Source organism: Actinomadura decatromicini, assembly GCF_008121305.1.
In the GTDB taxonomy this organism is placed as follows: Bacteria; Actinomycetota; Actinomycetes; order Streptosporangiales; family Streptosporangiaceae; genus Spirillospora; species Spirillospora syzygii.
In genome coordinates, this window is sequence record NZ_VSRQ01000007.1 from 527048 (window position 1) to 553262 (window position 26215).

Sequence of the window (26215 nt, forward strand, 5' to 3'; positions counted from 1 at the left end):
ACCCTCGCACCGGGTCGTGCGGACGCGCCCCGGCGCGTCCCCCTCGCGGACCCGTCCCCGATCCGCCGCGCGGGGGTTAGCGCGCGGGCCGTCCGGGCAAGGGTGGTGCGGCCCGTCCGCGCGATAGGCTCGCCGAGGGGGCCGCGGCGTGATCTTCGCGGGCCGCGAACGGGGTCGTCACGGGGCGCCGGGAGGCCGGGGAGGCGCGGCGCGCCGCCGGACGTCACCGCCCATGAGAGCGCGGGCGGGGACGGGCGCGGCACAACATCACAGTGTGGATCTTCACATCGGTTCGAGAGGAGCCTGGCGTTCCGTGAGCAGGAACAACAGCACGTTTGAGTGGTCCGACCAGGACCGGCGGGCCGTGGACGTGGTCCGCGCCCTGGCCATGGACGCGGTCGAGGAGGCGGGCTCCGGCCACCCGGGGACGGCGATGAGCCTCGCGCCCGCCGCCTACCTTCTGTTCCAGCGGTTCCTCCGGCACGACCCGACGGACCCGCACTGGCCCGGCCGCGACAGGTTCGTGTTGTCCTGCGGCCACTCCAGCCTGACCCTCTACATCCAGCTGTACCTGTCCGGCTACCCGATGACGCTGGACGACCTGAAGTCGCTCCGCAAGTGGGGCAGCCTCACCCCCGGCCACCCCGAGCACGGCCACACGGCGGGCGTCGAGACGACGACGGGGCCGCTCGGCCAGGGCATCGCGAACGCGGTCGGGATGGCGATGGCGGCGCGCCGCGAGCGCGGCCTGTTCGACCCGGACGCGCCGGAGGGAGAGTCCCCCTTCGACCACACGATCTGGGCGTTCGCGTCCGACGGCGACATCGAGGAGGGCATCAGCCACGAGGCGAGCTCCCTCGCGGGCCACCAGCGCCTCGGCAACCTGGTCCTGCTCTACGACGACAACCACATCTCGATCGAGGACGACACCGCGATCGCGCTGTCGGAGGACGTCCGCGCCCGGTACGCCGCGTACGGCTGGGACGTCCACCACGTCGACTGGACGGAGAACGGCGACTACGAAGAGAACGTCGCCGCGCTGGCCGCCGCGTTCGCCGCCGCGAAGGCCGAGACGTCCCGCCCGTCGTTCATCGCGCTGCGCACGATCATCGGCTGGCCGGCGCCGAACAAGAAGAACACCGGCAAGATCCACGGCTCGGCGCTCGGCGCCGACGAGGTCGCCGCGACCAAGCGGATCCTCGGCATGGACCCGGCCGAGACGTTCGTCGTCCCGGACGACGTCCTCGCGCACGCCCGCGAGGTGAGCGACCGGGGACGCGCCGAGCACGCGACCTGGAACGAGGCGTTCGAGGCGTGGCGGGCGGCGAACCCGGTGCGGGCCGCCGAGTACGACCGGATCTCGACCCGCACGCTGCCCCCCGGCTGGGACACCGCGCTGCCGCAGTTCGAGGCGGGCAAGGCCCTCGCGACCCGCGCCGCGTCCGGCGAGGTGCTGGCGGCGCTGGCGCCGGTGCTGCCGGAGCTGTGGGGCGGCTCGGCCGACCTGGCCGAGAGCAACAACACGACGATGAAGGGCCAGCCGTCCTTCATCCCGGAGGAGTTCCAGACCAAGGAGTTCCCCGGCGACCGGTACGGCCGCACGCTGCACTTCGGCGTCCGCGAGCACGCGATGGGCGCGATCTGCAACGGCATCGCGCTGCACGGCGGCACCCGCCCGTACGGCGGCACGTTCCTGATCTTCAGCGACTATATGCGCCCGGCGGTGCGGCTGGCCGCGCTGATGAAGCTGCCGGTCACGTTCGTGTGGACGCACGACTCGATCGGCCTCGGCGAGGACGGCCCGACCCACCAGCCGGTCGAGCACCTGTGGGCGCTGCGCGCGATCCCCGGGCTGGACGTCGTCCGCCCGGCGGACGCGAACGAGACGGCCGTCGCGTGGCGGACGGTCCTCGGGCACACCGACCGGCCCGCCGGGCTGGCGCTGACCCGGCAGAAGCTGCCGACGCTCGACCGGAGCGGCGGCCTCGCGTCCGCGGAGGGCGTCGCGAAGGGCGGCTACGTGCTCGCCGACGCCGACGGCGGGCGGCCCGACGTGATCATCATCGCGACCGGCAGCGAGGTGGAGCTCGCACTGGAGGCGCGCGACACGCTGCAGGCCGAGGGGACCCCCACCCGGGTCGTGTCGATGCCGTGCGTGGAGTGGTTCGAGGCGCAGACCGACGCCTACCGGCAGGAGGTGCTCCCGCCCGGGGTGAAGGCCCGCGTGTCGGTCGAGGCCGGGATCGCGCTCGGCTGGCGCGCCTACGTCGGCGACGCCGGCGAGTCGGTGAGCCTGGAGCACTTCGGCGCCTCGGCCGACTACAAGACCCTGTTCCTGCAGTTCGGCATCACCTCCGAGCGGGTCGTCGCGGCGGCGAAGGCCAGCCTGATCAGGGCGTCGGTGAAGGACGCGGGACGCGGCGAGACCACCGGCAACTAGGAGCGTGAGGAGCAGAGCGATGAGCGACATCCTGAAGCGGCTCTCGGACGAGGGCGTCTCGATCTGGCTGGACGACATCAGCCGCGACCGGCTGCGCACCGGCAACCTGGCGGAGCTGGTCAAGGACCGGCACGTCGTCGGCGTCACGTCCAACCCGACGATCTTCGCCAAGGCGCTGAGCAAGGGCACGGCCTACGACGACCAGGTCCGCGACCTCGCGGTGCGCGGCGTGGACGTCGAGGAGGCGTCCCGCGCGATCACCACCTACGACATCCGCTGGGGCTGCGACGTGCTGCGCCCCGTCTACGACCGGACGGACGGCCTCGACGGCCGCGTGTCCATCGAGGTCGACCCGCGGCTCGCCCGCGACACCCGCAAGACGGCCGCCGAGGCGCGCGCGCTGTGGTGGCTGGTCGACCGGCCGAACCTGTTCATCAAGATCCCCGCGACGGAGGAGGGCCTCGCCGCGATCACCTCGACGCTCGCCGAGGGCATCAGCGTGAACGTGACGCTGATCTTCTCGCTGGAGCGGTACGGCAAGGTCATCGACGCGTTCTTCGAGGGCCTGGAGCAGGCGCGGCGGAACGGGCACGACCTGTCCGGGATCGCGTCGGTGGCGTCGTTCTTCGTCAGCCGGGTCGACACCGAGATCGACAAGCGGCTCGACAAGATCGGGTCGGACGAGGCGAAGGCGCTGCGCTCCAAGGCGGGCGTCGCCAACGCGCGGCTGGCGTACGCGCTGTACGAGGAGAAGTTCGGCACCGACCGGTGGAAGGCGCTGAAGGACGCGGGGGCGCGCCCGCAGCGCCCGCTGTGGGCGTCGACCGGCGTGAAGGACCCGGACCTCAAGGACACGCTCTACGTCGACGAGCTGGTCGCGCCCGGCGTGGTCAACACCATGCCGGAGGCGACGCTGGACGCCGTGGCCGACCACGGCGACGTGCGCGGCGACACCGTCCGCGGCTCGTACGACGAGGCGCGGGCGCACATGGCGGCGCTGAAGGACGCGGGCGTCGACTACGACGACGTCGTCCGCGTGCTGGAGGACGAGGGCGTCGAGAAGTTCGCCGCGTCCTGGAAGCAGCTGCTCGACTCCATCACCGGCGAGCTGGAAGCCAAGAGGGCCGGCGCGTGACCTCGGTGGTGACCGCCGGGGGGATCTCGGTCACCATCCGCGGCGCCGTCGTCGACGAGAGCGAGACGGTCCTCGACCGTCTCGTCTCCGACGGCGTGCCGGGCTCGCTGACGTCCGGCAACGCCAAGCTGTGGGGGCCGGACGCGGCCCCGCTCGCCGCCCGCCGGCTCGGCTGGCTGGACCTGCCGGAGACCGCGCGGCCCGTGGCGGCCCGGCTGGCCGAGGCGGCGGCCGACGCCCGCGACGCCGGGCTCGACCGGATCGTCCTCGCCGGCGCGGGCGGCCCCGCCCTCGCCGCCGAGGCGATGTTCCGCACGGCGGGCGGGCGGGACGCCACGGGCGCCGACCTGGTCGTCCTCGACACGGCCGACCCGCACGAGGTGGGCGGCGTCCTCGCCGCCGGGGTCGACCGGACGATCGTGGTCGTCGTCGGCGAGAGCCCCGAGGCGGACGCCCTCCACCGGGTCTTCGCCCACGCGTTCGGCGGCACCGGGCTGAGCGCCGCCGAGCAGGCGCTGCGGTTCGTCGTCGTGGCCGACGACGGCTCCGAGCTGGAGCGGACGGCCCGCGAAGCGGGCCACCACCTCGTCGTCGCCGAGCCGGGCACCGACGGGCGCTTCGGCGCGCTCGGGGCGCGCGGGCTCGTCCCGGCGGCGCTCGCGGGCGTCGACGTGGACGGGCTGCTCGACGAGGCGTCCCGGCTGGCGGGCGTGCTGTGCCAGCCGTACGACAATCCGGCGCTGGCGCTCGGGGCGGTGCTCGCCTCGTCCGCGCTCGGCGCCCGCGACAAGCTGGTGATCGCCGACCACGGCTCCGGGCTGCACGGCCTGTCCGGGTGGATGGAGCAGCTCGTCGCCGGGTCGCTCGGCAAGGACGGCAGGGGCCTGCTGCCGGTGGTCGTGGAGAGCGTCGACGCGCCCGGCTTCGAGCTGACCGGCGACCTGCGCCGGGTCATCCTCGGCCGCCGTCCGGACGAGCCCGGCCCCGGACGCGAGGCCGGGGTGAGCGTCGCGGGGCCGCTCGGCGCGCAGTTCCTGCTCTGGGAGTACGCGGTCGCGGTGGCCTCGCGGGTGGTCGGCGTGAACCCGTTCGACGAGCCCGACGCGGACGCCTCCCGGCAGGCCGCGGCGGCGCTGCTCCGCTCGGAGGAGGGCGCCGCGCCCACGGTCGTGACCCGTCCGCCCGAGCTGGTGTCAGGCGCGGTGGAGGTGCACGCCCCGGAGGGCGCGCTGCGCGGTGCGCGGACGCTCACCGAGGCGCTCGACATGCTCCTGGACGACGTCCCCGACGGCGGCTACCTCGCCGTGCAGGCGTTCCTCGACCGCACCGGGGACGCGGCGGCCGCCGGGCTGCGGCCGCTGCTCGCCGCGCGCGGCGGCAAGCTCCGCCGCGACCCGGCGCCGGTGACGTTCGGCTGGGGCCCGCGGTCCCTGCACGCGGCGGGCCAGTACCACAAGGGCGGCCCGGCGAACGGGGCGTTCCTCCAGATCACGGGCGCCGTGGTGGACGACGTCCCGGTGCCGGGGCGGCCCTACACGCTCGGCGAGCTGGAGCTGGCGCAGGCGTTCGGCGACCTGCGGACGGTGCGGTCGCTGGGGCGTCCGGCCGTCCGGCTGCACCTGCGCGACCGCGCGGAGGGCCTCGCCCAGCTCACCGAGGCCCTCGCCTGATCCCCTGCTCGGCGGCCCGCCGCCCGACCGCCCTCGACGACCCGGACGACCTGGGACGGAACGGGCGGGACGCAGGGCGACCGCACGAACCCGAATCGCGACGAAGAAGATCGACGGAGATGGTCGCCAATGCCCTTTCTCTCCTGAAACGATGGGGGCCGGGAGGGGAACGGTGTCCGGATTCGACGTACTGACGCGGGGCGAGGTGCTCGACTCGGCGCTGCAGGCGAGGGACTACCTCGTGAGCTGCGGCGTCCCGGCCGCGCTGGCCGCGAAGGACCCCAAGCTGTGGGGGCGCCGCGCGGTCGACCACAGCAGGCTCGGCTGGCTCGACCTGCCCTTCGCCTCCCGCGGCCTGCTGAGCCAGGTGGACGCCCTCGTCGCGGAGGCGCGCTACTCGGGGCTCGACCACATCGTGCTGATCGGCGTCGGCGCGGAGACGCTCGCCGCGCAGGCGATCGTGGAGTCGCACGCGCCCGCCGCCGGGGACGACCGCCCGGCGGGCGGGCTCACCGTGCTGGACGGCAGCGACACCGCCGCGCTCGCGTTCGCGCTGGAGCGCCTCGACCGGACGCTCGTCGTGCTGGCCAGCAAGGCGGGCGTGTCGCTGGAGGGCGACGCCTACCGGCGGATCTTCGCCGCCGCGTTCCGGGAGCGGGGCCTGTCCGAGCGGGAGATCGCGTCCCGGTTCCTGGTGATCACCGACCACGGCAGCCCGCTGCACGACTTCGCCCGGCAGTGCGGCTACCGGATCGGGCTGACCGACCCGTACCTGCCCGGCCACTACGGCGCGCTGTCGGCGTACGGGCTCGTCCCGGCGGTGCTCGCGGGCGCGGACGCCGAGCGGCTGCTGGAGGAGGCGGCCTCGCTCGTCCCGTCGCTCGGCAAGGACGAGGACAACCCGGGCCTGCTGCTCGGCGCGGTCCTCGGCGGCTGCGCGCAGCAGACCCCGGGCGGCCTCGCCCGCGACAAGGTGCTGCTGCGCGGGCCCGGCGCGCTGACCGCGTGGATCTCCCAGCTCCTCGCGGTCGGCACCGGCAAGCGGGGCCGCGGCGTGCTGGTGTTCGAGCCGCCGGGCGGGCGCGGCGGCTTCCCCGACGTGCACGGCGTGTCGATCAACCCGCGGTCGGCGGCCGACGAGGACGCCGACACCTCGGTGTGGGCGCCGCTCGGCGCGCAGTTCCTGCTGTGGGAGTACGCGACGGCGGTCGCCGGGTGGCTGCTCGGGGTGAACCCGTTCGAGGCGGGCAGCGCGGTCGTCCAGGAGGCGGAGGACGACGCCGCCGCGCTGCTGCGCGCGCCGGGCGGGACGGCGCTGACCGCCGAGCGCCCGGTGTACGTGGAGGACGGCATCGAAGTCCACGCCGACTTCCCGTGGCCGCCGGGCGCGGAGCTGATGACCGTCCTCGGCGGGCTCGTGGCGTCGGTCCCGTCCGACGGGTACCTATCCGTCATGTCGTATCTGTCGGGCGACTTCTCGGGGCGCTACCTCGCGCCGTCGCTGGCCCGCGCGTCGGGCCGTCCGGTCGTCTACGGCCCGGGGCCCGCCTTCCCGCACGCGACGGGGCCGGTACACAAGGACGGTCCCGGCAACGGCGCGTTCCTCATCATCACCGGCGACCCGGCGCCCGGCGACGCCCTCGCCGCGCACCCCGTCCCCGGCCGCCCGTACAGCCTGGCCGAGCTGCAGGTGGCGCGGGCCCTCGGCGAGCTGCGGGCGCTGCGCGAGCGGCGGCTCCCGGTGATCAGGCTGCACCTGCGCGACCCGGTCGAGGGCGCCGGACGGCTCACCGAGGCGGTACGGGCGGTCGCGGGGGCGCGCAGGCCGTGACGTTCACCGCCGTCGTCTCGGGGGAGACGGCCATCACCGCCCGCGGACCGCTGCGGGCGGCCGCCGAGCGGGTGCTCGGCCGGTTGTGGATCGACCAGGTGCCGGTCCGGCTCGCGTCGGAGGACGCGTCGCTGTGGCCGTCCGCCGCCGCCGCGGCGCTGGAGGGCCGGGACCTGTGCTGGCCCAGCCAGCCGGGGCCGGGGCGCGCCGTCCTGGACCGTGCCGGGGAGCTGCGCGACCGGGCCCGCGCGGACGGGCTGACCGAGGTCGTGCTGCTCGGCGACGGCGCCCCGGCCCGCGCCGCCGAGCTGATCGTTGCGTCCCGGCGCCACGCGGCACCCGACGACGTCGAGCCCGACGATCCCGACGAGGAGGTCGCCGCCGTCGACGTCCCGGCGCTCACGCTGCTCGACAGCCCGGAGCCCGGCCCGCTGCTCCGCCTCCAGGACGACCCCGACCGCCTGGCCCGGACGATGGTCGTGGTGACCGGCGACGACCCCGGCACCGGCGCGCTCCGCGAGGTCCTCGGCGGGATGCTCGGCGGCCTCGGCCTCTCCCCCGCCGACGTCGCGCGGCGGATCGTCACCGTCGCCGAGCCGGGCGCGGCGGCCGCCAAGCTCGCCGCGGAGGCGGGACGCCCGCTGGTCGAGGCGCCCGCGCCGACCGCGTTCGGCGCGCTGTCCCCGTACGCGCTGGTGCCCGCCGCGCTCGCCGGGGCGGACGTCGGAGCGCTGCTCGGCGAGGCGACCGCCGTACTGCCGGCGCTGACCCGGCCGGAGCACAACCCGGGGCTCGTCCTCGGCGCGATCCTCGGCGGCGCCGCCCGCGCCGGGCGCCGCACGGCCGTGCTCGGCGGCTACTCGGCCGCGCCGCCCGGCCTCGCCGGGTGGGCGGCGGCGCTGCTGGCGGAGGCGACGGGCGGGCGGCTGACGCCGGTCGTCCAGGACGGCGGCCTCCCGCTCGCGCCCGCCGACGACCTGTTCCTCGTGACGTTCGGCGGCCGTCCGCGCCAGGACGACGCCACCGTCACCGGCCCGCTCGCCGCCCAGCTCCTCGTGTGGGAGTACGCCGCGGCCGTCGCCGCGTACCTGCTGGGCGCCGACCCGATGGCCCCGCGCGCGCCCGCCGCCCCGCCGACGCTCGACGACGGGACGGGCGGGCCGCTGTTCGCCGACGGCGCCCCGGACCGGGCCGTCGAGGCGCACACGACCGTCCCGGAGCTCGCGGCGGCGGGCACGCTGCCCGCGCTCATGACCGCGCTGGCCGCGCTCGCCGCCGGGGCCGGCCCGGGCGGCGGGCTCACGATCCTCGCCTACCTCGACCCGGACGAGGCGCGCGGGCAGGGCGCGCAGGTCCGCAGGCTGGCCGCGCTGCTCGCGGCGCGCAGCGGCCGCCCGGTGGCGGTCGGCTGGGGCGCGCGGCGGCCCGCGCGCGGGAATGATCACCCGGACGGGTGCGTATACCTGATGGTGACCGGGAACGTGGACCGCGACGTGCCGGTCCCGGGACGGGGGCACCGGCTCGGGACGCTGCGGCTGGCCCGGGCGCTCGGGGACGTCCGCGACGCGCGCGCCGCCGGCCGCCCGGTGCTGCGGCTGCACCTGCGGAACCGGTGGGCCGGGCTCGCCCGGCTCCTGGACGCCGCGCGCGAGCCGGGCCCCCGCCCCGGACCGGACGGGGAACCGGGCACGGCGCCGAGCACCGGATGGGGAACCGGATGGAGCACGGGATGAGCGCGACGCCCCCCGCGGCGCGTACCCGTGGACGCCCCGCGCCGCCCCCGGCGGCCCGGGACCGGAGATGTGGCGACCGAAGAATGCGCAGAGAGGGCAGGATGCTTGCAGGACGAGGACGACAGCGCGCCGCGCGCCCGGCGGGGACCGGGCGGGCGGCCGGACGGCCGGAGAGGCCCCGATGACCGCAGCGAAGCGAGGATCTTCGGGCCGCCGCCACGGGGGCCCGGGGGAAGCCCCGAGGAAAGGTGGAGCCACGTGACCGACCCAGCCAATCCGCTCCGCGACCCCCGCGACAAGCGCCTGCCGCGGGTCGCCGGCCCGTGCGTGCTCGTGCTGTTCGGCGTCACCGGCGACCTGTCGCGCAAGAAGCTGCTCCCGGCGATCTACGACCTGGCGAACCGGGGGCTGCTCCCGCCGGGCTTCTCCCTCGTCGGGTTCGCCCGCCGCGACTGGGAGAACGAGGACTTCCGCCAGATCGCCTACGACGCCGTCAAGGCGCACGCCCGCACCCCGTTCCGCGAGGACGTCTGGACGCACCTGTCCGAGGGCATGCACTTCGTCCCCGGAGAGTTCGGCGACCCGGGCGCGTTCGACGCGCTGGCCATGGCGGTCAAGGAGCTGGACGCGAGCCGCGGCACCGGCGGCAACTACGCGTTCTACCTGTCGATCCCGCCGAAGGCGTTCCCGCTCGTCGTCGAGCAGCTGCAGCGCAGCGGGCTGGCCGAGCGCACGGAGGGGTCCTGGCGGCGGGTCGTCATCGAGAAGCCGTTCGGCCGCGACCTGCGCACCGCCAAGGAGCTGAACGACACCGTCCACCGCGTCTTCCCCGAGGAGTCGATCTTCCGGATCGACCACTACCTCGGCAAGGAGACCGTGCAGAACATCCTGGCGCTGCGGTTCGCGAACTCGATGTTCGAGCCGATCTGGAACCGGTCGTTCGTCGACCACGTGCAGATCACCATGGCCGAGGACATCGGCATCGGCGGCCGGGCCGGGTACTACGACGGCATCGGCGCGGCCCGCGACGTCATCCAGAACCACCTGCTGCAACTGCTGGCGCTGACCGCGATGGAGGAGCCGACGTCGTTCAGCGCGGAGGCCGTCCGCGCGGAGAAGGCGAAGATCCTGTCGGCGGTGCGAGTGCCGGGCGACCTGTCCGCGTCCACGGCGCGCGGGCAGTACGCGGCGGGGTGGCAGGGCGGCGTGAACGTCCGCGGCTACCTGGAGGAGGACGGCATTCCCGCCGACTCCCGCACCGAGACCTACGCCGCGGTGAAGCTTGAGATCGACAACCGGCGCTGGGCGGGCGTCCCGTTCTACCTGCGCACCGGCAAGCGGCTGAGCCGCCGGGTGACGGAGGTGGCGATGGTGTTCCAGCAGGCGCCGCACCTGCCGTTCTCCGAGACCGACACCGAGGAGCTCGGGCAGAACGCCCTCGTGATGCGGGTGCAGCCGGACGAGGGCATCACGGTCCGGTTCGGCTCGAAGGTGCCCGGCACCTCGATGGAGATCCGCGACGTCAACATGGACTTCGCCTACGGCGAGTCGTTCACCGAGACCTCCCCCGAGGCGTACGAGCGGCTGCTGCTGGACGTGCTGATCGGCGACCCCCCGCTGTTCCCCCGCCAGGAGGAGGTCGAGCTGTCCTGGGAGATCCTCGACCCGATCGAGGAGTACTGGGCGAGCCGGGGCGGTCTCGACCAGTACAAGTCCGGCGGCTACGGGCCCGACAGCGCCGACGAGCTGATGGCGCGCGACGGGCGCACCTGGAGGAGGCTCTGATGAACATCGACCTCACCGGCACGACGACCCGGCAGATCCAGGACGCGCTGACGCAGTCCCGGCACCTGATGGGCGGCCCGGCCGTCGGCATGGTGCTCACGCTGATCATCGTGACCGACGAGTCGGCGCAGTACGACGCGGTGCGGGCGGCGACGGAGGCGGCGCGCGAGCACCCCTGCCGGGTGCTGACCGTCATCTCCCGCGACCCGCGCGGCGGGACGTCCCGGCTGGACGCCGAGATCCGGATGGGCGAGACCGGCCCCGGCGAGACGGTGCTGCTGCGCATGTACGGGCCGCTCGCCGAGCACGCCGACTCGGTCGTCGTCCCGCTGCTGATGCCGGACACCCCGGTCGTGACGTGGTGGCCGGGCGGCAAGGTGCCGAAGGCGCCCGCGCGGGACCCGCTCGGCCGCCTCGCGCAGCGCCGGGTGACCGACTCCTACGCGGCCCGCGACCGGCTCGGCACGCTGGCCCAGCTCGCGGACGGCTACCGGCCGGGCGACACCGACTTCACCTGGACGCGGCTGACGTCCTGGCGGTCGCTGCTCGCCGCCGCCCTCGACCAGGACCACGAGGACATCGTCTCGGGCGAGGTCGCGGCGGAGCCGGACAGCCCGAGCGCGGAGCTGCTCGCGGCGTGGCTGTCGATCCGGCTCGGCGTCCCGATGTCCCGTGCGGTGTCCGAGGGGCCGGGGATCACCGGCGTGACGCTGACGACCACGGCCGGGGACATCGTCATCCACCGTCCGGACGGGCGGGTCGCGACGCTGTGCCGTCCCGGGCAGCCCGACCGGCAGGTCGCGCTGATGCGGCGGCCGATGGCGGAGCTGCTCGCCGAGGAGCTGCGGCGGCTCGACCCGGACGAGGTGTACCGGGAGGCCGCGGCCCGCTTCGCCAAGGACCTCGCGGGCGGGACGACCCGCGAGGGCGTCGCGAGCGACCCGGTGTCGGCGACGGCCGAGGCGGCGAAGACCGGCCCCGCGAAACGCGAGGTCGCCGACCGCGAGGCCGCCGCCGGTGCCGAGGCCGCCGGGGGCGACGCCGCGGGCGACGCAACCGGCGAGGGCGGCGCGGGCGGATCGGAGGAGGCATGACTCCGCCGTCCGTCCTGGTGCACCGCGACCAGGGGGTGCTCGCCGCCGCGGCGGCGGCGCGGCTGGTCACGCGGATCGCGGACGCCCAGGCCGAGCGGGGCGCCGCGTCGGTCGCGCTGACCGGCGGCGGCGTCGGAACGGCGGTCCTCGCCGCCGTCGCCGCGTCCGATGCGCGCGACGCGGTCGACTGGACGCGCCTCGACGTGTGGTGGGGCGACGAGCGGTTCCTGCCCACGGGCGATCCGGAGCGCAACGAGACCGGGGCGCGGGCGGCGCTGCTCGACCACGTCCCGGTCGACCCGGCGCGGGTGCACGCGATGCCCGCGCCGGACGGCCCGGACGGCGACGACCCGGAGGCCGCCGCCGCCCGGTACGGCGCCGAGCTGGCGGGGGCCGGGGGCCGGCTCGACGTGGTGCTGCTCGGCGTCGGCCCGGACGCGCACGTCGCCTCGCTGTTCCCGCACATGCCCGGCCTGGACGCGGACGGGACGGCGGTGGCCGTGCACGGCGCGCCGAAGCCGCCCCCGACGCGCGTCTCCCTGACGTTCGGGACGCTCAACTCCGCCGACGAGGTGTGGGTCCTCGCGGCCGGGGAGTCGAAGGCGGAGGCGGTCCGGCTCGGCCTGTCGGGCGCGGACGTCGCCGCCGCGCCCGTCGCCGGGGTGCGCGGCCGGAACCGCACGCTGTTCCTGCTGGACCGGTCCGCCGCCGCGAAGCTCCCGGGGGCCGACACGTCCGGACGGCCCTGACCAGCGAGAAGCAGAACCAAGCCCGCGCATTCGAATGTCTTCGGCAAAACCGTGCATACCCTGACGGTGGGAATGCCCGTCGAGCGTGAGGAGTGCCCAGTGCTCAGGGGTCGGACCGGGACGGCGTGCGCGGCGATCATCGGAGCGGCGGTCGTCGCCGTCGCGGGCTGCTCGTCCGGGGGCGGCGGAGGCGGCGGCGGGGGCGGCGGCAAGGCCGCGGACGCGGTCAAGCTGGCCATCACCCCCGTCACCGGCGCCCAGCGGGTCGCGCCCGACCAGCCCGTCACCGTCACCGCCGACAAGGGGCGGCTGACCAGCGTGACCCTCACCTACGGCCAGAAGAACGCGAAGGCGCAGGGGCGGCTCGCCGCGGACGGCAAGTCGTGGAAGTCGTCGTGGACGCTCCGCCCGTCCACGACGTACACGGTCACCGCGAAGGGCACCGGCGAGGGCGGCAAGGAGGCCACGGCGACGTCCACGTTCACGACGCTGACCCCGCCGAAGAAGCTGGAGAGCGGCATGTCCCCGCTCGACGGCGAGAAGGTCGGCGTCGGGATGCCGGTGCAGCTGCTGCTGTCCAAGCCGGTCTCCACCAAGGCCGGGAAGGTCGCGGTCGAGAAGGCGCTCGAGGTCCGGATGTCCAAGCCGGTCGAGGGCGCCTGGTACTGGGTCAGCGACCGGGAGGTCGACTTCCGGCCCCGCGACTACTGGCCGTCCGGGCAAAAGGTGGAGGTCGTCGCGCACCTGGCCGGGCTGAAGGCGGGCGAGGGCCTGTACGGGATGAAGGACCGCAGCACCGGCTTCACGGTCGGCCCCCGGCACGTCACCACTATCGACGCGAAGAAGCACACCGCGACCGTCACCGACGGCGGGCGCACCGTCCGGACGATGAAGGTCAGCCTCGGCAAGCCGGGCCACGACAGCTACAGCGGCACGATGATCGCGCAGGAGAAGAGCGCGCACATCGTGATGGACTCGGCGACCACCGGCGACCCGGGCGAGTACCGGATCCCGACGAAGTGGAACGTCCGGCTGACCTACAGCGGGACGTTCGTCCACTCCGCGCCGTGGTCGACCGACTCGCAGGGCAACGACAACGTCAGCCACGGATGCGTCAACGCCTCCCCGTCCGACGCCAAGTGGTTCTTCGACTTCACGAACCGCGGCGACGTCGTCACGGTGACCGGGACGACGCGCAAGCTCCAGTTCGGCAACGGCCCGACCCCGTGGGCGAAGTCGTGGGACGCCTGGCTCCAGGGCAGCGCGACCGGCAGGCCCGTCACCGGCGCGCCGCTGAACTGACCCGCCCCGGTGAGCCTCCGGGGGCGCTGGCACACTGGGTGCCATGCAGAAGCTCTCGCTGGACGCACAGGTTCGGGACCAGCTCAAGCGCGCCGCCGCCGGGTCCACCGGGCGCAGCGCCGAGACCGTGTACGGCGGGCACGAGCACGTCCTGCGCCAGACGCTGATCGCGCTGACCGCCGGGACGTCCCTGGCCGAGCACGAGAGCCCGGGCGAGGCGACGGTCCACGTCCTGCTGGGGCGGGTGCGGCTGCTGAGCGGCGACGACGCCTGGGACGGCATCGCGGGCGACCTGCTGATCGTCCCGGACGCGCGGCACGCCCTGGAGGCGCTGGAGGACTCGGCCGTCCTGCTGACGGTCGCCAAGCGCTGACCTGCGGGGGATCATCGGCCTCCGGCGGCTTTCGAAGATAATCGAGGGGTGCGCCGCAGGTGGGCGACGCAGGCGCCGGGTTCGGCGAAGGGCTCCAGCCGGTCAGCGGACAGGGGCGCGTCCAGCTCCTCCAGCGCGCCCTGCATGAGGCCGAGGTGGACGTCGCAGACGAGCGGCCCGTACTCCTCCGCCAGTTCGAGGAACGGGCAGTGCCGGAGCCGGATCACGCCGTCGGCGGGCTTCGGATCGAAGTCGAGGTCGTCGAACAGGACGGTGAGCCGCCCGGCGGCGTCGGCCTCGCTCGTCGGCCGGGCCGCCGGACGCGGCCGATACCAAAGTCGACGGGCCGCCGACCTGCGGCCACTGCCGGCAACCGGGGCCGCCGATACCGTGGAGTGTGTGGAGATCAGGCGGGCGTGGCGCGACCGGCTCGGCGACGCGGGCGTCACCGCGGGCGCCGTCGTGCTCGGCCTGCTCATGCTCCAGGCGTCGCTGGAGGACCTCCAGGACGGCCAGGACCTCTCGGTCCCCCGGGACCTGGTGATCGGCGCCGTGAGCTGGGTCGCCGTCCTGCTGTTCCGCCGCCGCTACCCGGTCGCGCTCGCGATCGCGATGATGTTCGCGCAGCTCGTCGCGTCGACGGTGCTCGGCACCGCCGCGGCGGCCGTGTTCTCGGTCGCCGTCCTGCGGCCGTGGCGGACGAGCCTGCCGATCGGCGCGGCGACCATGGGCGTGGTCGCCCTGGAGTTCTGGATCGCGCCGCTGTCGGCGCGCGACTTCCGCGAGGGCGTCGTCGTCTTCGGGCTGATGTACGCGGTGCTCGTCACGGCGGGGATGCTGGTGCGGTCACGGCGGATGCTGATCGAGTCGCTGCGCGAGCGGGCCCGCGCCGCCGAGACCGAGCAGCAGCTCAGGGTCGAGGAGGCGCGGCTGCTGGAGCGCGAGCGGATCGCGCGCGAGATGCACGACGTCCTCGCGCACCGCATCTCCCTGCTCGCCGTGCACGCGGGCGCGCTGGAGTTCCGCCAGGACTCGCCGCCCGAGCAGCGCGAGGCCGCCGGGATCATCCGGCAGAGCGCCTACGAGGCCATGGAGGACCTGCGCGAGGTCATCGGCGTGCTGCGGGACGACTCGCCGCGCTCCGCCGGTCCGGAGCGCCCGCAGCCGACGCTCGCGGACGTGTCCGGCCTCGTCGCCGAGTCGGAGCGCGCGGGCGGGCGCGTCACGCTGGACGACCGCGTCCCCGACCCGGGGCGCGTCCCGGCGCGGGTCGGGCGGCACGCGTACCGGATCGTCCAGGAGGGGCTGACCAACGCCCGCAAGCACGCGCCGGGGGCGCGCGTCCGCGTCACGCTCGACGCCGCGGACGACCTCGACATCGAGATCGTCAACGCGCTGCCGCCGGGCCCGCCCGCCCGGCCGCTGCCGGGAGCGGGCGCGGGGCTCGTCGGCCTGGCCGAGCGGGTCGCGCTGCTCGGCGGGACGCTGGAGCACGGCCGCACCGGCGACGGCCGGTTCCGGCTGCGGGCCCGGCTGCCGCTCGGCGGCCCGCATGCCGGCGGGGATGCCGGGAAGGGTGTCCCCCATGGCACCGAACTCCGCTGACCGGCCATTGCTCGAAGAACTGGACCGCGCCGAATGCCTCCGGCTGGTCTCCGCCGCGGACGTCGGCCGGGTCGCGTTCGACGACGGCGAGGGGCCGACGGTCGTCCCGGTGAACCACGCCGTCGACGGCGACGCCGTGATCTTCCGCACCTCGGCCGCCGGGCGCCTGAACCGCAGCCTGCACACGCTCGTGACCGGCGGCGAGATCCGCGCGGCGTTCGAGGTCGACCAGTTCGACCAGGCGACGCACGAGGGGTGGAGCGTGCTCGTACGCGGCGGCGCGCATCCCCTGACCGACGACGAGATCCCGCACGTGGCGCAGGTCCGGCCGTGGCCGGGCGGCGAGCGCGACGCCTGGTTCCGGCTGGCCGCGCACGAGGTCAGCGGCCGCCGCCTGCGCCGCCCGTAACGGACAGGCCGGTAGCGGACGGGCCGGGCCGCTCCGAGCCATAGGGTGGCGGGATGGACTCCGTTGCCATCCGCGTCCTGATCGTCGACGACGACGCGCTCGTCCGGGCCGGCCTGTCGATGATGCTGGCGAACGCCGACGACCTCGACGTGGTGGCCGACGTCGCCGACGGCGCGGAGGTCGTGTCCGCCGTCAACCTGCACCGACCCGACGTGGTGCTGATGGACATCCGGATGCCGAGGCTGGACGGCCTCGCGGCGACCGAGCTGCTGCGCGCCCGCCGCGACCCGCCCGAGATCATCATCCTGACGACGTTCGACAGCGACGACCACATCGTCCGCGCGATGCGGGCGGGGGCGAGCGGGTTCCTGCTGAAGCACACGCCGCCGCCGGAGATCGTCCAGGCGATCCGGCAGGTCGCGGCGGGCGAGCCGATGATGTCGCCCGCGGTGCTGCGCAGGATGATGTCCTACGTCGCGGACGCGGGCGCGGACCCGCGGCAGGCCCGCGCCCGCGAGCTGCTCGGCCGGTTGAGCGAGGGCGAGCGGGCCGTGGCGGCGCTGGTCGGGCAGGGCCGGACGAACGGCGAGATCGGCCGGGAGCTGTCGCTCAGCGTCGCGACGGTGAAGGCGTACGTGTCGCGCCTGCTGACGAAGCTTGAGCTGAACAACCGGGTGCAGGTGGCGCTGCTCGTCCACGACGCCGCCCTCGACACCTAGTCGCGGGGGCCGCCGCCGGGGCCGCGGGGCGCGAGCGGAACGTGCCGCAGCAGCAGCGCGGCGGCGAGACCCGCGGCGAGCAGCGGCAGCGCGGCGAGGAACAGGTCGGTGAAGGCGGCGGCGAACGCCTCGGCGACGCCGTCCCGCACCGGGCCGGGCAGGGCGTCGAGCGCGCCGGGCCGGACGGCGTCGTCGAACGCGGGGACGCGGCCGTCCGGGACGCGCCGTCCGACCTCGGCGGCGAACCGGCTGGACATGATCGCGCCGAACACCGCCATCCCGGCGGCCGTGCCGAGCATCCGCGTCGCGAACACCCCCGAGCCGGCGGCGCCGAGGTCGCGGGGCGGCGCCGCGTTCTGCGCGATCAGCACGACGACCTGCTGCGACAGGCCCGCCCCGAACCCGAGGACGGCCATGTAGCAGCCCGCGACGAGCAGGCTGGTGTGGGCGTCCATGGTGGCGAGCAGCGCGACGCCCAGCCCGCTGACCGCCATGCTCGCGGCCGGGAGCCGGTGGTAGCGGCCGGTCCGGTGGATGCGGCGTCCCGCGCCCATCGAGGAGGCGAGGAGGCCGATCATCATCGGCAGTACGAGCAGGCCGGAGCGCGTCGCCCCCGCTCCCCCGACGACCTGGAAGAACATCGGCAGGTAGGTGGCGAGCCCGAACCCGGTGGCGCCGCCGACGGCCGCGACGGCGCAGGCGACGGCGAACGACCGGTCGCGGAACAGGCGGGGCGGGACGACGGGCTCGGCCGCCGTCCGCTCCGCGAGGACCCACACCGCGAACAGGACGGCGGACCCGGCCGCCAGCCCGAGCACGACCGGCGAGCCCCACGGGTACCGCGTCCCGGCCCAGCTCGTGAACAGCGTGAAGCAGGTGACCGCCGCGCCGAGCAGCACGATCCCGCGGTAGTCGATCCGCGGCTCGCGCTCCGGCCTCGGCAGCCGCAGCAGGAGCGCGGTCGCGGCGGTGGCGGCGAGGCCGAGCGGCAGGTTGACGTAGAACGCCCAGCGCCAGGAAGCGTGGTCGGTGAGGAACCCGCCGATCAGCGGTCCGGCGATGCTCGACACCGCGAAGACCAGCGCCGAGTACCCCTGGTACTTCGCCCGCTCGCGCGGCTCGAACAGGTCGCCGGTCAGTGCGAACATCGAGCTCATCAGGCACCCGGCCGCCGCGCCCTGCACGACGCGGAGCGCGATCAGCCAGTTCATGGACGGCGCGGCCCCGCAAGCCGCCGACGCGGCCATGAACCCGACCAGGCCGGTCAGCAGGACGGGACGGCGCCCGAACAGGTCGCCCAGCCGCCCCGACAGCGGGACGGTGACGCTGGTCGCGAGCACGTACGCGGTGGACACCCAGGCGAGCCGGTCGAGCCCGCCGAGGTCGCCGACGATCGCTGGGAGCGCGGTGCCGAGCACGGTCGCGTCCAGGGACGACATCAGCCCGGCGAGCATCAGCCCGCCGAACACCAGCAGCCGGTCCCGGCGGCTCATCCGCACGGCGGGGCCGGTGACGATCGCGGAATTCATCTGCACCTCACATTTATATGCTTTACGCATGCAGATGCTAAGCACATCTAGATGAGGTGCGCAACCTAGCTAGACTTGCCGTCATGAGCGACGAGGCACTGGACGCCGTCGAGCGGAGCATGGTGAGGCTCCGCCGGGGCATGGCGCGGCAGCGGCTCGGGAAGGCCGCCGTCCGGGACCACAACCTCCCCGTGGACGTCCAGGTCCTGCACGTCGTGGACGTCGTCGACGAGGGCCCCGACCGGCCCGGCCAGGAGATGAGCGTCGGGCTCGTCGCCGCCCGGCTCGGCGTGGACGCCTCGCGCGGCAGCCGCATCGTCGCGGAGGCCGTCAAGGCCGGGTACGTCCGCCGGGTCGCGTCCCAGGAGGACGGGCGCCGCATCCACCTGGAGCTGACCGACGCGGGCCGCTCCGTCGTGGAGGCCACCCGCCGCACCCGCCAGGAGCACTTCGCCCAGGCCATGGCCGACTGGACGGACGCCGAGCGCGCCGAGTTCGCCCGTCTGCTCGGCCGGTTCGTCCACACCTACGAGGGCTGACCGCGCTACGAGCGCCGGGGGCCTACGACCGGGGTTGCGGGGCGGGGGCGTCCGGCTACACCCGCGGTTGCGGTCCGGCGGGCGGCACGATCGGCCGCGCGGCCGATCATGGCGCCTCGAACGCCGTCTACGCTGGCCGCATGGGTGGTCGCCGGTTTCCGCGCCCGCCGCGCGGGCGCACGCGGGACGCGGCGCTCGCCGGTAGCGTGTTCGTCACGGTCGCGCTCAGCAGCATCGACTCGCTGGTGGGCCCGCGCCGGGAGCCGTGGGCGGTCACCGCGGCGTCCTGGGCGATGCTCGTCGCCGCCTGCGGCGCGCTCTACTTCGGCCGCCGCCACCCCGTGCCGGTCGGCTTCGCCGTCCTGGTCCTGACCATGGCGTTCTACCTCACCAGCACCTACGACGGCGCGCTGATGATGGCCCTGATCGCCGCGCTGTACCTGGTCGCGGCGCAGGGGCGGATGCGGGTCGCGCTCGCCCTCGGGGCGCTGACCGTGATCTTCACCGCGATCGGGACGCTGTCCGGCAACAAGCAGGTCAACGGGGTGGCCCTGTTCATGCTGACCGGCTGGGTGGTGGCGATGGTCGCGCTCGGCTGGGTCCGGCACAGCAGGCTCGCCTACCTGCGGGAGGCCGAGCGGCGTGCGGCGGGCGAGGAGCGGCTGCGCATCGCCCGCGAGCTGCACGACGTGGTCGGGCACCACCTTTCGCTGATCAACGTCCAGGCGGGCACGGCGCTGCACCGCTACCACCGCGACCCGGCGCAGGGCGAGACCGCGCTCGCCGCGATCAAGGAGTCGAGCCGGGACGCGCTGCGCGACCTGCGCGCGACGCTCGGCGTGCTGCGCCAGGCCGACGAGGAGGCGCCGACCGCCCCCGCGCCCGGCCTGGACCGGATCGGCGACCTCGTCGGCGCGGCGCGGGCGGCGGGGCTCACCGTCCGCACCCGGCTGGACGGCGCGGCCGACCCGCCGACAGAGGTCGGGCTGGCGGCGTACCGGATCGTCCAGGAGTCGCTGACGAACGTGTCGCGGCACGCGAGGGCGGCGGAGGTCGTCGTCAGCGTCGCGGACGGTCCGGGCGGCCTGCTCGTCGAGGTCGCCGACGACGGCCGGGGCGCGACCGCCGTCCCGGCGGGGCCGGGCAGCGGCGTGGACGGGATGCGCGAGCGCGCCCGCGCGCTCGGCGGCGAGCTGACCGCGGGGCCGGGGCCGGGCGGCGGGTTCGTCGTCCGGGCGCGGCTCCCCTACCGGGACGGACCACCATGATCGAGGTTCTGCTGGCCGACGACCAGCGGCTCGTCCGCGCGGGCTTCCGCTCCATCCTGGACGACGAGGACGACATCACGGTCACCGGCGAGGCCGCGAACGGCGAGGAGGCCCTCGCCGCGTGCCGGGAGCTGCGCCCCGACGTGGCGCTGCTCGACGTCCGGATGCCCGGCATGGACGGCCTGGAGGCGGCCCGCCGGATCATCGGCGACGCGCGGCTCGACGGCGTCCGCGTCGTCATCCTCACCACCTTCGACCTGGACGAGTACGTCTACGGCGCGCTGCGCGCCGGGGCGACCGGGTTCCTGCTCAAGGACACCGAGCCCGCCGAGCTGATCCACGCCGTCCGGGTCGCGGCGCGCGGGGACGCGCTGATCACGCCGTCCGTCACCCGGCGGCTGATCGGGGAGTTCGCCGGGCGCGTCCAGGCGCCGCGGCCGGGCCCGCGGCTGCGCTCCCTCACCGCCCGCGAGCGCGAGGTGATGCGGCTCGTCGCGACGGGGCTGAGCAACGACGAGATCGCGGCGCACCTCGTGCTGAGCCCGGCGACGGCGAAGACGCACGTCAGCCGCATCATGTCCAAGCTGGACGTGCGGGACCGCGCGCAGCTCGTCATCCTCGCCTACGAGTCGGGCATGGTCAGCCCCGGCTGGATACGACCGGAGCGGTAGCCGCGCCGCCGCCCCGCGACCGGCGGCGTATCGCGGAATGACCGCCCCGGCCGGACGCGGCCCGGCGTCCCGAGCGGCAAACCTGGGCGGCATGAGCATCTCGGGCGCCATGGTCGGGTTCCTGGTCGGCGGAGCGGCGGGCTTCCTGCTGACGGAGACGGTCGGCGCGTTCTTCACCTTCGTCCTGGACCGCACCCTGGACGTCGACGGCACCGGCGTCCTGCTGGCCGCGTTCGTCGTCGTCCCGATCGTCTGCGCGCTCGCAGGCGCCGTGGTCGGCGCCCGCTACCGGAGCCGCGGCTGACGGGCGGCCCCGCCTACCGGAGGACGCCTGTCAGCACCGTGGTCACCATCCGGTGGACGGCGGCCGCGTCCGGTGGTCCGGCGGCGCGGTCGGCGAACAGCAGGTGGCCCGCGCCGATGAGCGTCGGGGCGAGGGTCTCGACGTCGGCGTCGGGCGCGATCCGGCCGAGGTCGCGCTCGGCGGCGAGGTAGCCCTCGACCATGACCGCGGCCTCGGTCAGCACGGGGACGCCCGCGGGCCAGGTGCGGCGCAGCCGGACGCGCAGCGCGACCCGGAACGTGACGAGCGCGACGATCGCGACGGCGACCGACCCGAACAGGGCCGACAGGGCGTCCGCGAGGTTGCCGGTGACGGTGCCCGTCCCGGCGGCGTCGCGGAGCGCGGCGGCCTCGGCGTCCATCCGGCCGACGCGGTCGAGGACGAACTCGGCGAGGAAGGCGTCGAAGTCCTCGAAGTGCCGGTGCAGGACGCCCTTGGCGCACCCGGCCTCCGTCGTCACCGCCCGGCTGGTGAGGCCGCTCGGACCGTCCCTGAGCAGGATGCGGTCGGCGGCGTCGAACAGTTGCTCCCGCACGTCGCGGAGGGCCACCCCGGTCGGCACCGTACGCGTCTCCTTGGTTCCCGATGGACGAGTGGGCACTTGCCCACTATGGTGGGCGCATGCCCACTATATCGCCGGAGCCAGGCCCTCCCTCCGATCCCCAGCTCCACCGCGACCGGCGGATGGCGGAGTCGTTCGGCGCCGACGCCGAACGCTACGACCGCGCCCGCCCGAGCTACCCGGACGCCGTGATCGAGCGGATCGCCGCCGCCTGCCCCGGCCCGGAGCTCCTCGACGTCGGGTGCGGCACCGGCATCGCCGCCCGGCGGTTCCAGGCCGCGGGCCGCACGGTGCTCGGCGTCGAGCCGGACGCCCGGATGGCCGCGCTCGCGCGGCGGCTCGGCACCGAGGTCGAGGTCGCGACGATCGAGGACTGGGACCCGGCGGGACGGACGTTCGACGGCGTCGTCTCCGGCCAGGCGTGGCACTGGGTCGACCCGGTCGCGGGCGCGGCGAAGGCGGCGCGGGTGCTGCGTCCCGGCGGCGTGCTGGCGGCGTTCTGGAACGCGCCCCGGCCGCCGGACGAGATCGTGGACGCGCTCGCCGAGGCCGTCCGCCGGGTCGTCCCGGACATCCCGGTCGACGTCACGGCGATGAAGCGGCCGATCGAGGAGACGTACCCGGCGCTGATCGGCAAGGTCGCGGACGGCGTCCGCGCGGCGGGCGCGTTCGGCCCCATCGACGAGTGGCCGCACGAATGGACGCGCTCCTACACCCGCGACGAATGGCTCGACCAGCTCCCCACGGCGGGCGTCTTCACCCGCCTCGCGCCGGACCGGCTGGCCGAGGTCGCCGAGCTCACCGGGCAGGCGATCGACCGGCTCGGCGGCGGCTTCACCATGTCCTACACCACGCTCGTGGTCATGGCGTCACGGGTCGAGGGCGGCGCAGAGCGCGGCTAGCGCGGGACGGTACGCGGCCCCGGACGGCGTGCTGTACCCGACGACGAACCCCTGCGGCCGCCCGTCCGGGTCCTGCCAGTGGCCGCGGAGCGGCATCAGCGCGAGGCCGAGGGCGGCGGCGCGCGCCATGACCTCGTCCTCGGACGGGCCTCCGTCCGGGAGCAGGACTAGCGCGTGCAGCCCGGCCGCGACGCCGCGCACCCGCACGCGCGGCGCCCGCGCCCGCAGCGTCTCGACCAGCAGGTCGCGGCGCCGCCGGTAGCGGAGCCGGGACGCCCGCACGTGCCGGTCGTAGGCGTGCGTGCGGATCAGGTCGGCGAGGACGAGCTGGGCGAGCGACTGCGTGTGCGCGTCCGCGAGCCGCTTCGCCTCGGCGAACGGCTCGACCAGGCGCGCGGGCAGCGCCGTCCAGGCGAGGCGCATCGCGGGGGCGAGCGTCTTCGACGCCGTCCCCGCGTACACGACGTGGTCGGGCGCCGTGCCCTGCAGCGCGCCGACCGGCCGCCGGTCGAAGCGGAACTCGCCGTCGAAGTCGTCCTCGACGATCACGCCGCCGGTGCGCCGGGCCCACGCGGCGAAGGCGCGGCGGCGGTCCGGGCCGAGGGTCGCGCCGGACGGGTACTGGTGCGCCGGGGTGAGGACGGCCGCACCCGCCCCGCCGAGCGCGCCGGGCAGCGCGCCGCGCTCGTCCACCGGCAGCGGGACGATCTCCGCCCCCGCCCGCCGGACGATCTCGCGGTGGAAGGGATGGCCGGGCTCCTCCATCGCGACCGCCGCCGTCCCGGCCTCGGCGAGGACCCCGGTGAGCAGGCCGAGCGACTGCGCGTACCCGGAGGTGACGACGATCCGGTCCGGAGTCGCGTGGACGCCGCGGGCGCGTCCGAGGTACGCGGCGAGGGCCTCGCGCAGCTCGGGACGGCCGCGCGGGTCGCCGAGCGCGTGCGCCCCCGGCGGGGCGGCGGCGAGGACGCGCCGCGTCGAGCGCAGCCACGCCTCCGCCGGGAACGCGCTGAGGTCGGGGCGTCCGGGCAGCAGGTCGTGCGCGGGTTCGGCGGGCGGCGCGAGGCGTCCGGCGGCGGGCGCCGGGGCGGGCCCGGCGGTCTCCGCGACGCGGGTCCGCGAGCCGGGCGTCGCCGTGAGGTACCCCTCGGCCGCGAGCTGGTCGTAGGCGGCGGTGACCGTCCCGCGCGCGAGGCCCAGCTCGGCGGACAGCGCGCGGGTGGAGGGCAGCGCGGCGCCGGGCGCGAGGCGGCCGGTCGCGATCGCCGCGCGGAGCGCGTGTTCGAGCCCCGCCCGGCGGCCTCGCGACGGATCGAGGTCCAAGTGCAGGTCGACGCCCGAACCGGTCCAATCTTGCGGCATGGAACTGGATCTTATTCATGGGCCGGTCGCCGCCTAAATTCATGGGCATGCTTGTTTTCGCGCAGATCAGCGACACGCACCTCGACGGCGGCGACCACCGGGCCGAGCGCGCCGCCCGGGTCATGGCGCACCTGGACGGGCTGCCGCTCGACGCCGTCCTCGTCACCGGGGACGTCGCCGACCACGGCGAGGCCGCCGAGTACGAGCAGGCCGTGGAGGCGCTGGCGTCCAGGCACCGGGTGCTGGCGTGCCCCGGCAACCACGACGCCCGAGCCCCGTACCGGACGGGCCTGCTCGGCGAGCCCCCTTCCGACGATCCGATCGACCGGGCCCACACCGTGGCGGGGACGGTGTTCGCGATGTGCGACTCCACGATCCCCGGCCGGGGTGATGGATTCCTCGCGGACGAGACCCTCGCCTGGCTCGACGAGCGCCTGGCGGCCGATCCCGACGCGCCCGCGTTCGTCTGCTTCCACCACCCGCCGGTGCCGGTGGGCATCCCCTACGTGGACGAGATCCGCCAGTCCGGCGAGGAGCGGCTCGCGGCGGTGGTCGAGCGGCATCCGCAGGTGGTGGCCCTCCTGTGCGGGCACGCGCACACGGCGGCGGCCACGACGTTCGCCGGACGCCCGCTGCTCGTCGCGCCCGGCGTCGTGTCCACGCTGCGGCTGCCCGGCGAGGCCGGGGCCGTGGCCGACGAGACGGCCCCGCCCGGCTTCGCGCTCCACGTCCTGGACGACGACGGCCGCCTGACCACCCACTTCCGGACCGTCTAGACGTACTCCATGAGGAACACCGCCGACGTCCCGGGTTCCAGCGCCTCGAACACGTGGGGCGCGTCGCCGGGGTAGGTCACGTAGTCGCCCGGCGCCAGCTCCGCCGCTTCGCCGGGCGGGCCGACGCGGGCGCGTCCCGAGGCGAGGACGACGTGCTCGACCGTCCCCGGCGGGTGCGGGTCCGAGACGCGGGGCTCGCCGGGCCCGGCGGTCACGCGGTACAGGTCGCGGCGGGCGTGCGGCGGGCAGGCCGCCAGCAGCGCGGCGGCGTAGTCGGCCCGCTCGGCGCGCGCGGCCGGGCCCTCCCCCGCGCGGACCACCCGGACGGCGGTGCGCGGCGGCTCGACCAGGCGGCTGAACGGGACTTCCAGCGCCGTCCCGAGCGCCCACAGCGTCTCGACGCTCGGGTTGCCGCCGCCCGCCTCCAACTGGGACAGCGTCGACTTGGCGAGACCTGCGCGCCGGGCGAGGTCGGTCTGCGAAAGCCCGGCGCGCTCCCGCTCCCGGCGGATGGCGGCGGCGATCCGTCCGATCAGGTCGGCGTTCCCCATGTGTTCGCTCCAGACGTCCGGAGGTTCGGTTTGACGAACAAGCGTTCCACTGTTCATGCTAGTGGACGAATGTTCGCCACACCGAACGGAGGACTCGGCATGGAGCATCTCGGCATCCTCGGCCACAGCATGGAGGGCGCCACGCTGTGCCTCCGGACCTTCTGCCAGGAGGGGTTCCGCGAGCTCGGCCCCGACGACCACCCGGACGTGACGCTCGACCTCATCGCGCTCGCCCGGAGCATGCCCGCCTGGGACGCGGGCGACCACGACGCGATCCGGACGACGCTCGCCGAGAGCGTCCGGCGGCTCGCGGCGGCGGGCGCGGGCTTCTTCGCCTGCCCGGACAACACCGCGCACATGGCGCTCGAACGTCCCGGCCCCGACCTTGCCCTGCCCGGCCTGCACATCGCGCGGGTCGTCGCCGACCAGGCCGCGCGCGACGGCCGCACCCGCGTCGGCGTCCTCGGCACGAGCTACACCATGGACGGCCCCGTCTACCCCCGCGAGCTGGCCGCGCGCGGCATCGCCGCCGAGGTCCCGGACGCGGACGACCGGAAGACCGTCCACCGGATCATCTTCGACGAGCTGGTCAACGGGGTCTTCACGGCCGAGTCGCGGCGCGCCTACGCTGGCGTCATCGAGCGGCTCGCCGAGCGCGGCTGCGACGCCGTCGCGCTCGTCTGCACCGAGATCCCGCTGCTCGTCGCCCCGGACGAGTCGCCGCTGCCGACGCTCGACTCCACCCGCCTGCTCGCCCGCGCCGCGTTCGAGACGGCGGTCGGCGCGCGTCCGCTCCCCGCCTGGCGCGGCGGCCCGGTGGACGATTCGTCCGGCGTCGAAACGAGCCGCGCCTAGGGTCGGGAGGGT

25 protein-coding genes are annotated in these 26215 nt (G+C 75.4%); 20 read left to right on the forward strand and 5 right to left on the reverse strand.

Annotation, left to right across the window (positions count from 1 at the left end; translation table 11 throughout):
- Window positions 1-388: 388 nt before the first annotated feature.
- From tkt to FXF68_RS32475, 10 genes are all read left to right on the forward strand, one after another.
- Window positions 389-2440 carry a transketolase gene (gene tkt / locus FXF68_RS32430; protein WP_246179084.1) on the forward strand — a complete coding sequence of 684 codons (2052 nt, stop codon included), beginning with the start codon at window positions 389-391 and terminating at the stop codon, window positions 2438-2440.
- A 19-nt stretch (window positions 2441-2459) separates the two neighbouring features.
- Window positions 2460-3575, forward strand: a complete 1116-nt coding sequence (gene tal / locus FXF68_RS32435) for a transaldolase (protein ID WP_148765937.1) — start codon at window positions 2460-2462, stop codon at window positions 3573-3575.
- Window positions 3572-5245 carry a glucose-6-phosphate isomerase gene (locus tag FXF68_RS32440; protein ID WP_148765939.1) on the forward strand — a complete coding sequence of 558 codons (1674 nt, stop codon included), beginning with the start codon at window positions 3572-3574 and terminating at the stop codon, window positions 5243-5245. Before tal ends, FXF68_RS32440 begins: the two co-directional genes overlap by 4 nt.
- 172 nt (window positions 5246-5417) lie before the next feature.
- Window positions 5418-7076, forward strand: coding sequence for a phosphoheptose isomerase (locus FXF68_RS32445; protein WP_187438200.1), 1659 nt, complete (start codon window positions 5418-5420; stop codon window positions 7074-7076).
- Window positions 7073-8809, forward strand: coding sequence for a glucose-6-phosphate isomerase (locus FXF68_RS32450; RefSeq protein WP_148765941.1), 1737 nt, complete (start codon window positions 7073-7075; stop codon window positions 8807-8809). Before FXF68_RS32445 ends, FXF68_RS32450 begins: the two co-directional genes overlap by 4 nt.
- Before the next feature lie 258 nt (window positions 8810-9067).
- Window positions 9068-10594 carry a glucose-6-phosphate dehydrogenase gene (gene zwf, locus FXF68_RS32455; RefSeq protein WP_148765943.1) on the forward strand — a complete coding sequence of 509 codons (1527 nt, stop codon included), beginning with the start codon at window positions 9068-9070 and terminating at the stop codon, window positions 10592-10594.
- Window positions 10594-11688, forward strand: coding sequence for a glucose-6-phosphate dehydrogenase assembly protein OpcA (locus FXF68_RS32460; protein ID WP_148765945.1), 1095 nt, complete (start codon window positions 10594-10596; stop codon window positions 11686-11688). The genes zwf and FXF68_RS32460 overlap by 1 nt, the downstream gene beginning before the upstream one ends.
- Window positions 11685-12437, forward strand: a complete 753-nt coding sequence (gene pgl, locus FXF68_RS32465) for a 6-phosphogluconolactonase (protein ID WP_148765947.1) — start codon at window positions 11685-11687, stop codon at window positions 12435-12437. The genes FXF68_RS32460 and pgl overlap by 4 nt, the downstream gene beginning before the upstream one ends.
- Before the next feature lie 99 nt (window positions 12438-12536).
- Window positions 12537-13739, forward strand: coding sequence for a L,D-transpeptidase (locus tag FXF68_RS32470; protein ID WP_246179065.1), 1203 nt, complete (start codon window positions 12537-12539; stop codon window positions 13737-13739).
- Window positions 13740-13782: 43 nt separating this feature from the next.
- Window positions 13783-14112 (forward strand): cupin domain-containing protein, encoded by a 330-nt coding sequence (locus FXF68_RS32475; RefSeq protein ID WP_067887049.1) that lies wholly within the window; start codon window positions 13783-13785, stop codon window positions 14110-14112.
- An 11-nt stretch (window positions 14113-14123) separates the two neighbouring features.
- On the opposite strand, the gene FXF68_RS43275 is transcribed toward FXF68_RS32475, so the two are convergent.
- Window positions 14124-14561, reverse strand: a complete 438-nt coding sequence (locus FXF68_RS43275; protein ID WP_222870170.1) for a helix-turn-helix domain-containing protein — start codon at window positions 14559-14561, stop codon at window positions 14124-14126.
- On the opposite strand from FXF68_RS43275, the gene FXF68_RS32485 reads away from it, so the two are divergent.
- The 3 genes from FXF68_RS32485 to FXF68_RS32495 are packed head-to-tail and all read left to right on the forward strand — an operon-like array spanning window position 14512 to window position 16845.
- Window positions 14512-15717, forward strand: coding sequence for a sensor histidine kinase (locus FXF68_RS32485; protein WP_222870171.1), 1206 nt, complete (start codon window positions 14512-14514; stop codon window positions 15715-15717). The genes FXF68_RS43275 and FXF68_RS32485 overlap by 50 nt on opposite strands.
- Window positions 15698-16126 carry a pyridoxamine 5'-phosphate oxidase family protein gene (locus tag FXF68_RS32490; RefSeq protein ID WP_148765952.1) on the forward strand — a complete coding sequence of 143 codons (429 nt, stop codon included), beginning with the start codon at window positions 15698-15700 and terminating at the stop codon, window positions 16124-16126. The genes FXF68_RS32485 and FXF68_RS32490 overlap by 20 nt, the downstream gene beginning before the upstream one ends.
- A gap of 53 nt (window positions 16127-16179) precedes the next feature.
- The gene (locus FXF68_RS32495) at window positions 16180-16845 is read left to right on the forward strand and encodes a response regulator transcription factor (RefSeq protein ID WP_148765954.1); all 666 of its coding nucleotides are present in this window, start codon (window positions 16180-16182) and stop codon (window positions 16843-16845) included.
- Here FXF68_RS32495 and FXF68_RS32500 read toward each other — a convergent pair.
- Window positions 16842-18374 (reverse strand): MDR family MFS transporter, encoded by a 1533-nt coding sequence (locus tag FXF68_RS32500; protein ID WP_246179085.1) that lies wholly within the window; start codon window positions 18372-18374, stop codon window positions 16842-16844. The two genes, FXF68_RS32495 and FXF68_RS32500, sit on opposite strands and share 4 nt — an antisense overlap.
- An 83-nt stretch (window positions 18375-18457) precedes the next feature.
- Between FXF68_RS32500 and FXF68_RS32505 the strand changes: the two genes are divergently transcribed.
- The 4 genes from FXF68_RS32505 to FXF68_RS32520 all read left to right on the forward strand — a co-directional run bounded on the left by FXF68_RS32505 (window position 18458) and on the right by FXF68_RS32520 (window position 21156).
- Window positions 18458-18913, forward strand: coding sequence for a MarR family winged helix-turn-helix transcriptional regulator (locus tag FXF68_RS32505; RefSeq protein WP_148765958.1), 456 nt, complete (start codon window positions 18458-18460; stop codon window positions 18911-18913).
- Between the two features lie 140 nt (window positions 18914-19053).
- Window positions 19054-20181, forward strand: coding sequence for a sensor histidine kinase (locus tag FXF68_RS32510; RefSeq protein WP_148765960.1), 1128 nt, complete (start codon window positions 19054-19056; stop codon window positions 20179-20181).
- On the forward strand, window positions 20178-20852 hold the full coding sequence (locus FXF68_RS32515; RefSeq protein ID WP_148765962.1) for a response regulator: 675 nt from the start codon (window positions 20178-20180) through the stop codon (window positions 20850-20852). Before FXF68_RS32510 ends, FXF68_RS32515 begins: the two co-directional genes overlap by 4 nt.
- Before the next feature lie 91 nt (window positions 20853-20943).
- On the forward strand, window positions 20944-21156 hold the full coding sequence (locus FXF68_RS32520) for a hypothetical protein (RefSeq protein WP_148765965.1): 213 nt from the start codon (window positions 20944-20946) through the stop codon (window positions 21154-21156).
- Window positions 21157-21169: 13 nt separating this feature from the next.
- On the opposite strand, the gene FXF68_RS32525 is transcribed toward FXF68_RS32520, so the two are convergent.
- Window positions 21170-21757: a TetR/AcrR family transcriptional regulator gene (locus FXF68_RS32525; protein WP_148765967.1), complete on the reverse strand. Its 588-nt coding sequence runs from the start codon at window positions 21755-21757 to the stop codon at window positions 21170-21172.
- A gap of 59 nt (window positions 21758-21816) precedes the next feature.
- On the opposite strand from FXF68_RS32525, the gene FXF68_RS32530 reads away from it, so the two are divergent.
- Window positions 21817-22659, forward strand: coding sequence for a class I SAM-dependent methyltransferase (locus FXF68_RS32530; RefSeq protein ID WP_148765969.1), 843 nt, complete (start codon window positions 21817-21819; stop codon window positions 22657-22659).
- Here FXF68_RS32530 and pdxR read toward each other — a convergent pair.
- Complete coding sequence (gene pdxR, locus FXF68_RS32535) at window positions 22627-24021, reverse strand: MocR-like pyridoxine biosynthesis transcription factor PdxR (RefSeq protein ID WP_148765971.1); 1395 nt, start codon at window positions 24019-24021, stop codon at window positions 22627-22629. The genes FXF68_RS32530 and pdxR overlap by 33 nt on opposite strands.
- A 47-nt stretch (window positions 24022-24068) precedes the next feature.
- On the opposite strand from pdxR, the gene FXF68_RS32540 reads away from it, so the two are divergent.
- On the forward strand, window positions 24069-24797 hold the full coding sequence (locus FXF68_RS32540) for a metallophosphoesterase (protein ID WP_148765973.1): 729 nt from the start codon (window positions 24069-24071) through the stop codon (window positions 24795-24797).
- On the opposite strand, the gene FXF68_RS32545 is transcribed toward FXF68_RS32540, so the two are convergent.
- Entirely contained in the window at window positions 24794-25348 is a 555-nt protein-coding gene (locus FXF68_RS32545) for a helix-turn-helix domain-containing protein (protein WP_187438202.1), read from the reverse strand. The two genes, FXF68_RS32540 and FXF68_RS32545, sit on opposite strands and share 4 nt — an antisense overlap.
- Window positions 25349-25447: 99 nt before the next feature.
- Here FXF68_RS32545 and FXF68_RS32550 point away from each other — a divergent pair, with 99 nt between their 5' ends.
- Entirely contained in the window at window positions 25448-26203 is a 756-nt protein-coding gene (locus tag FXF68_RS32550; RefSeq protein ID WP_148765977.1) for an aspartate/glutamate racemase family protein, read from the forward strand.
- Window positions 26204-26215: the final 12 nt, after the last annotated feature.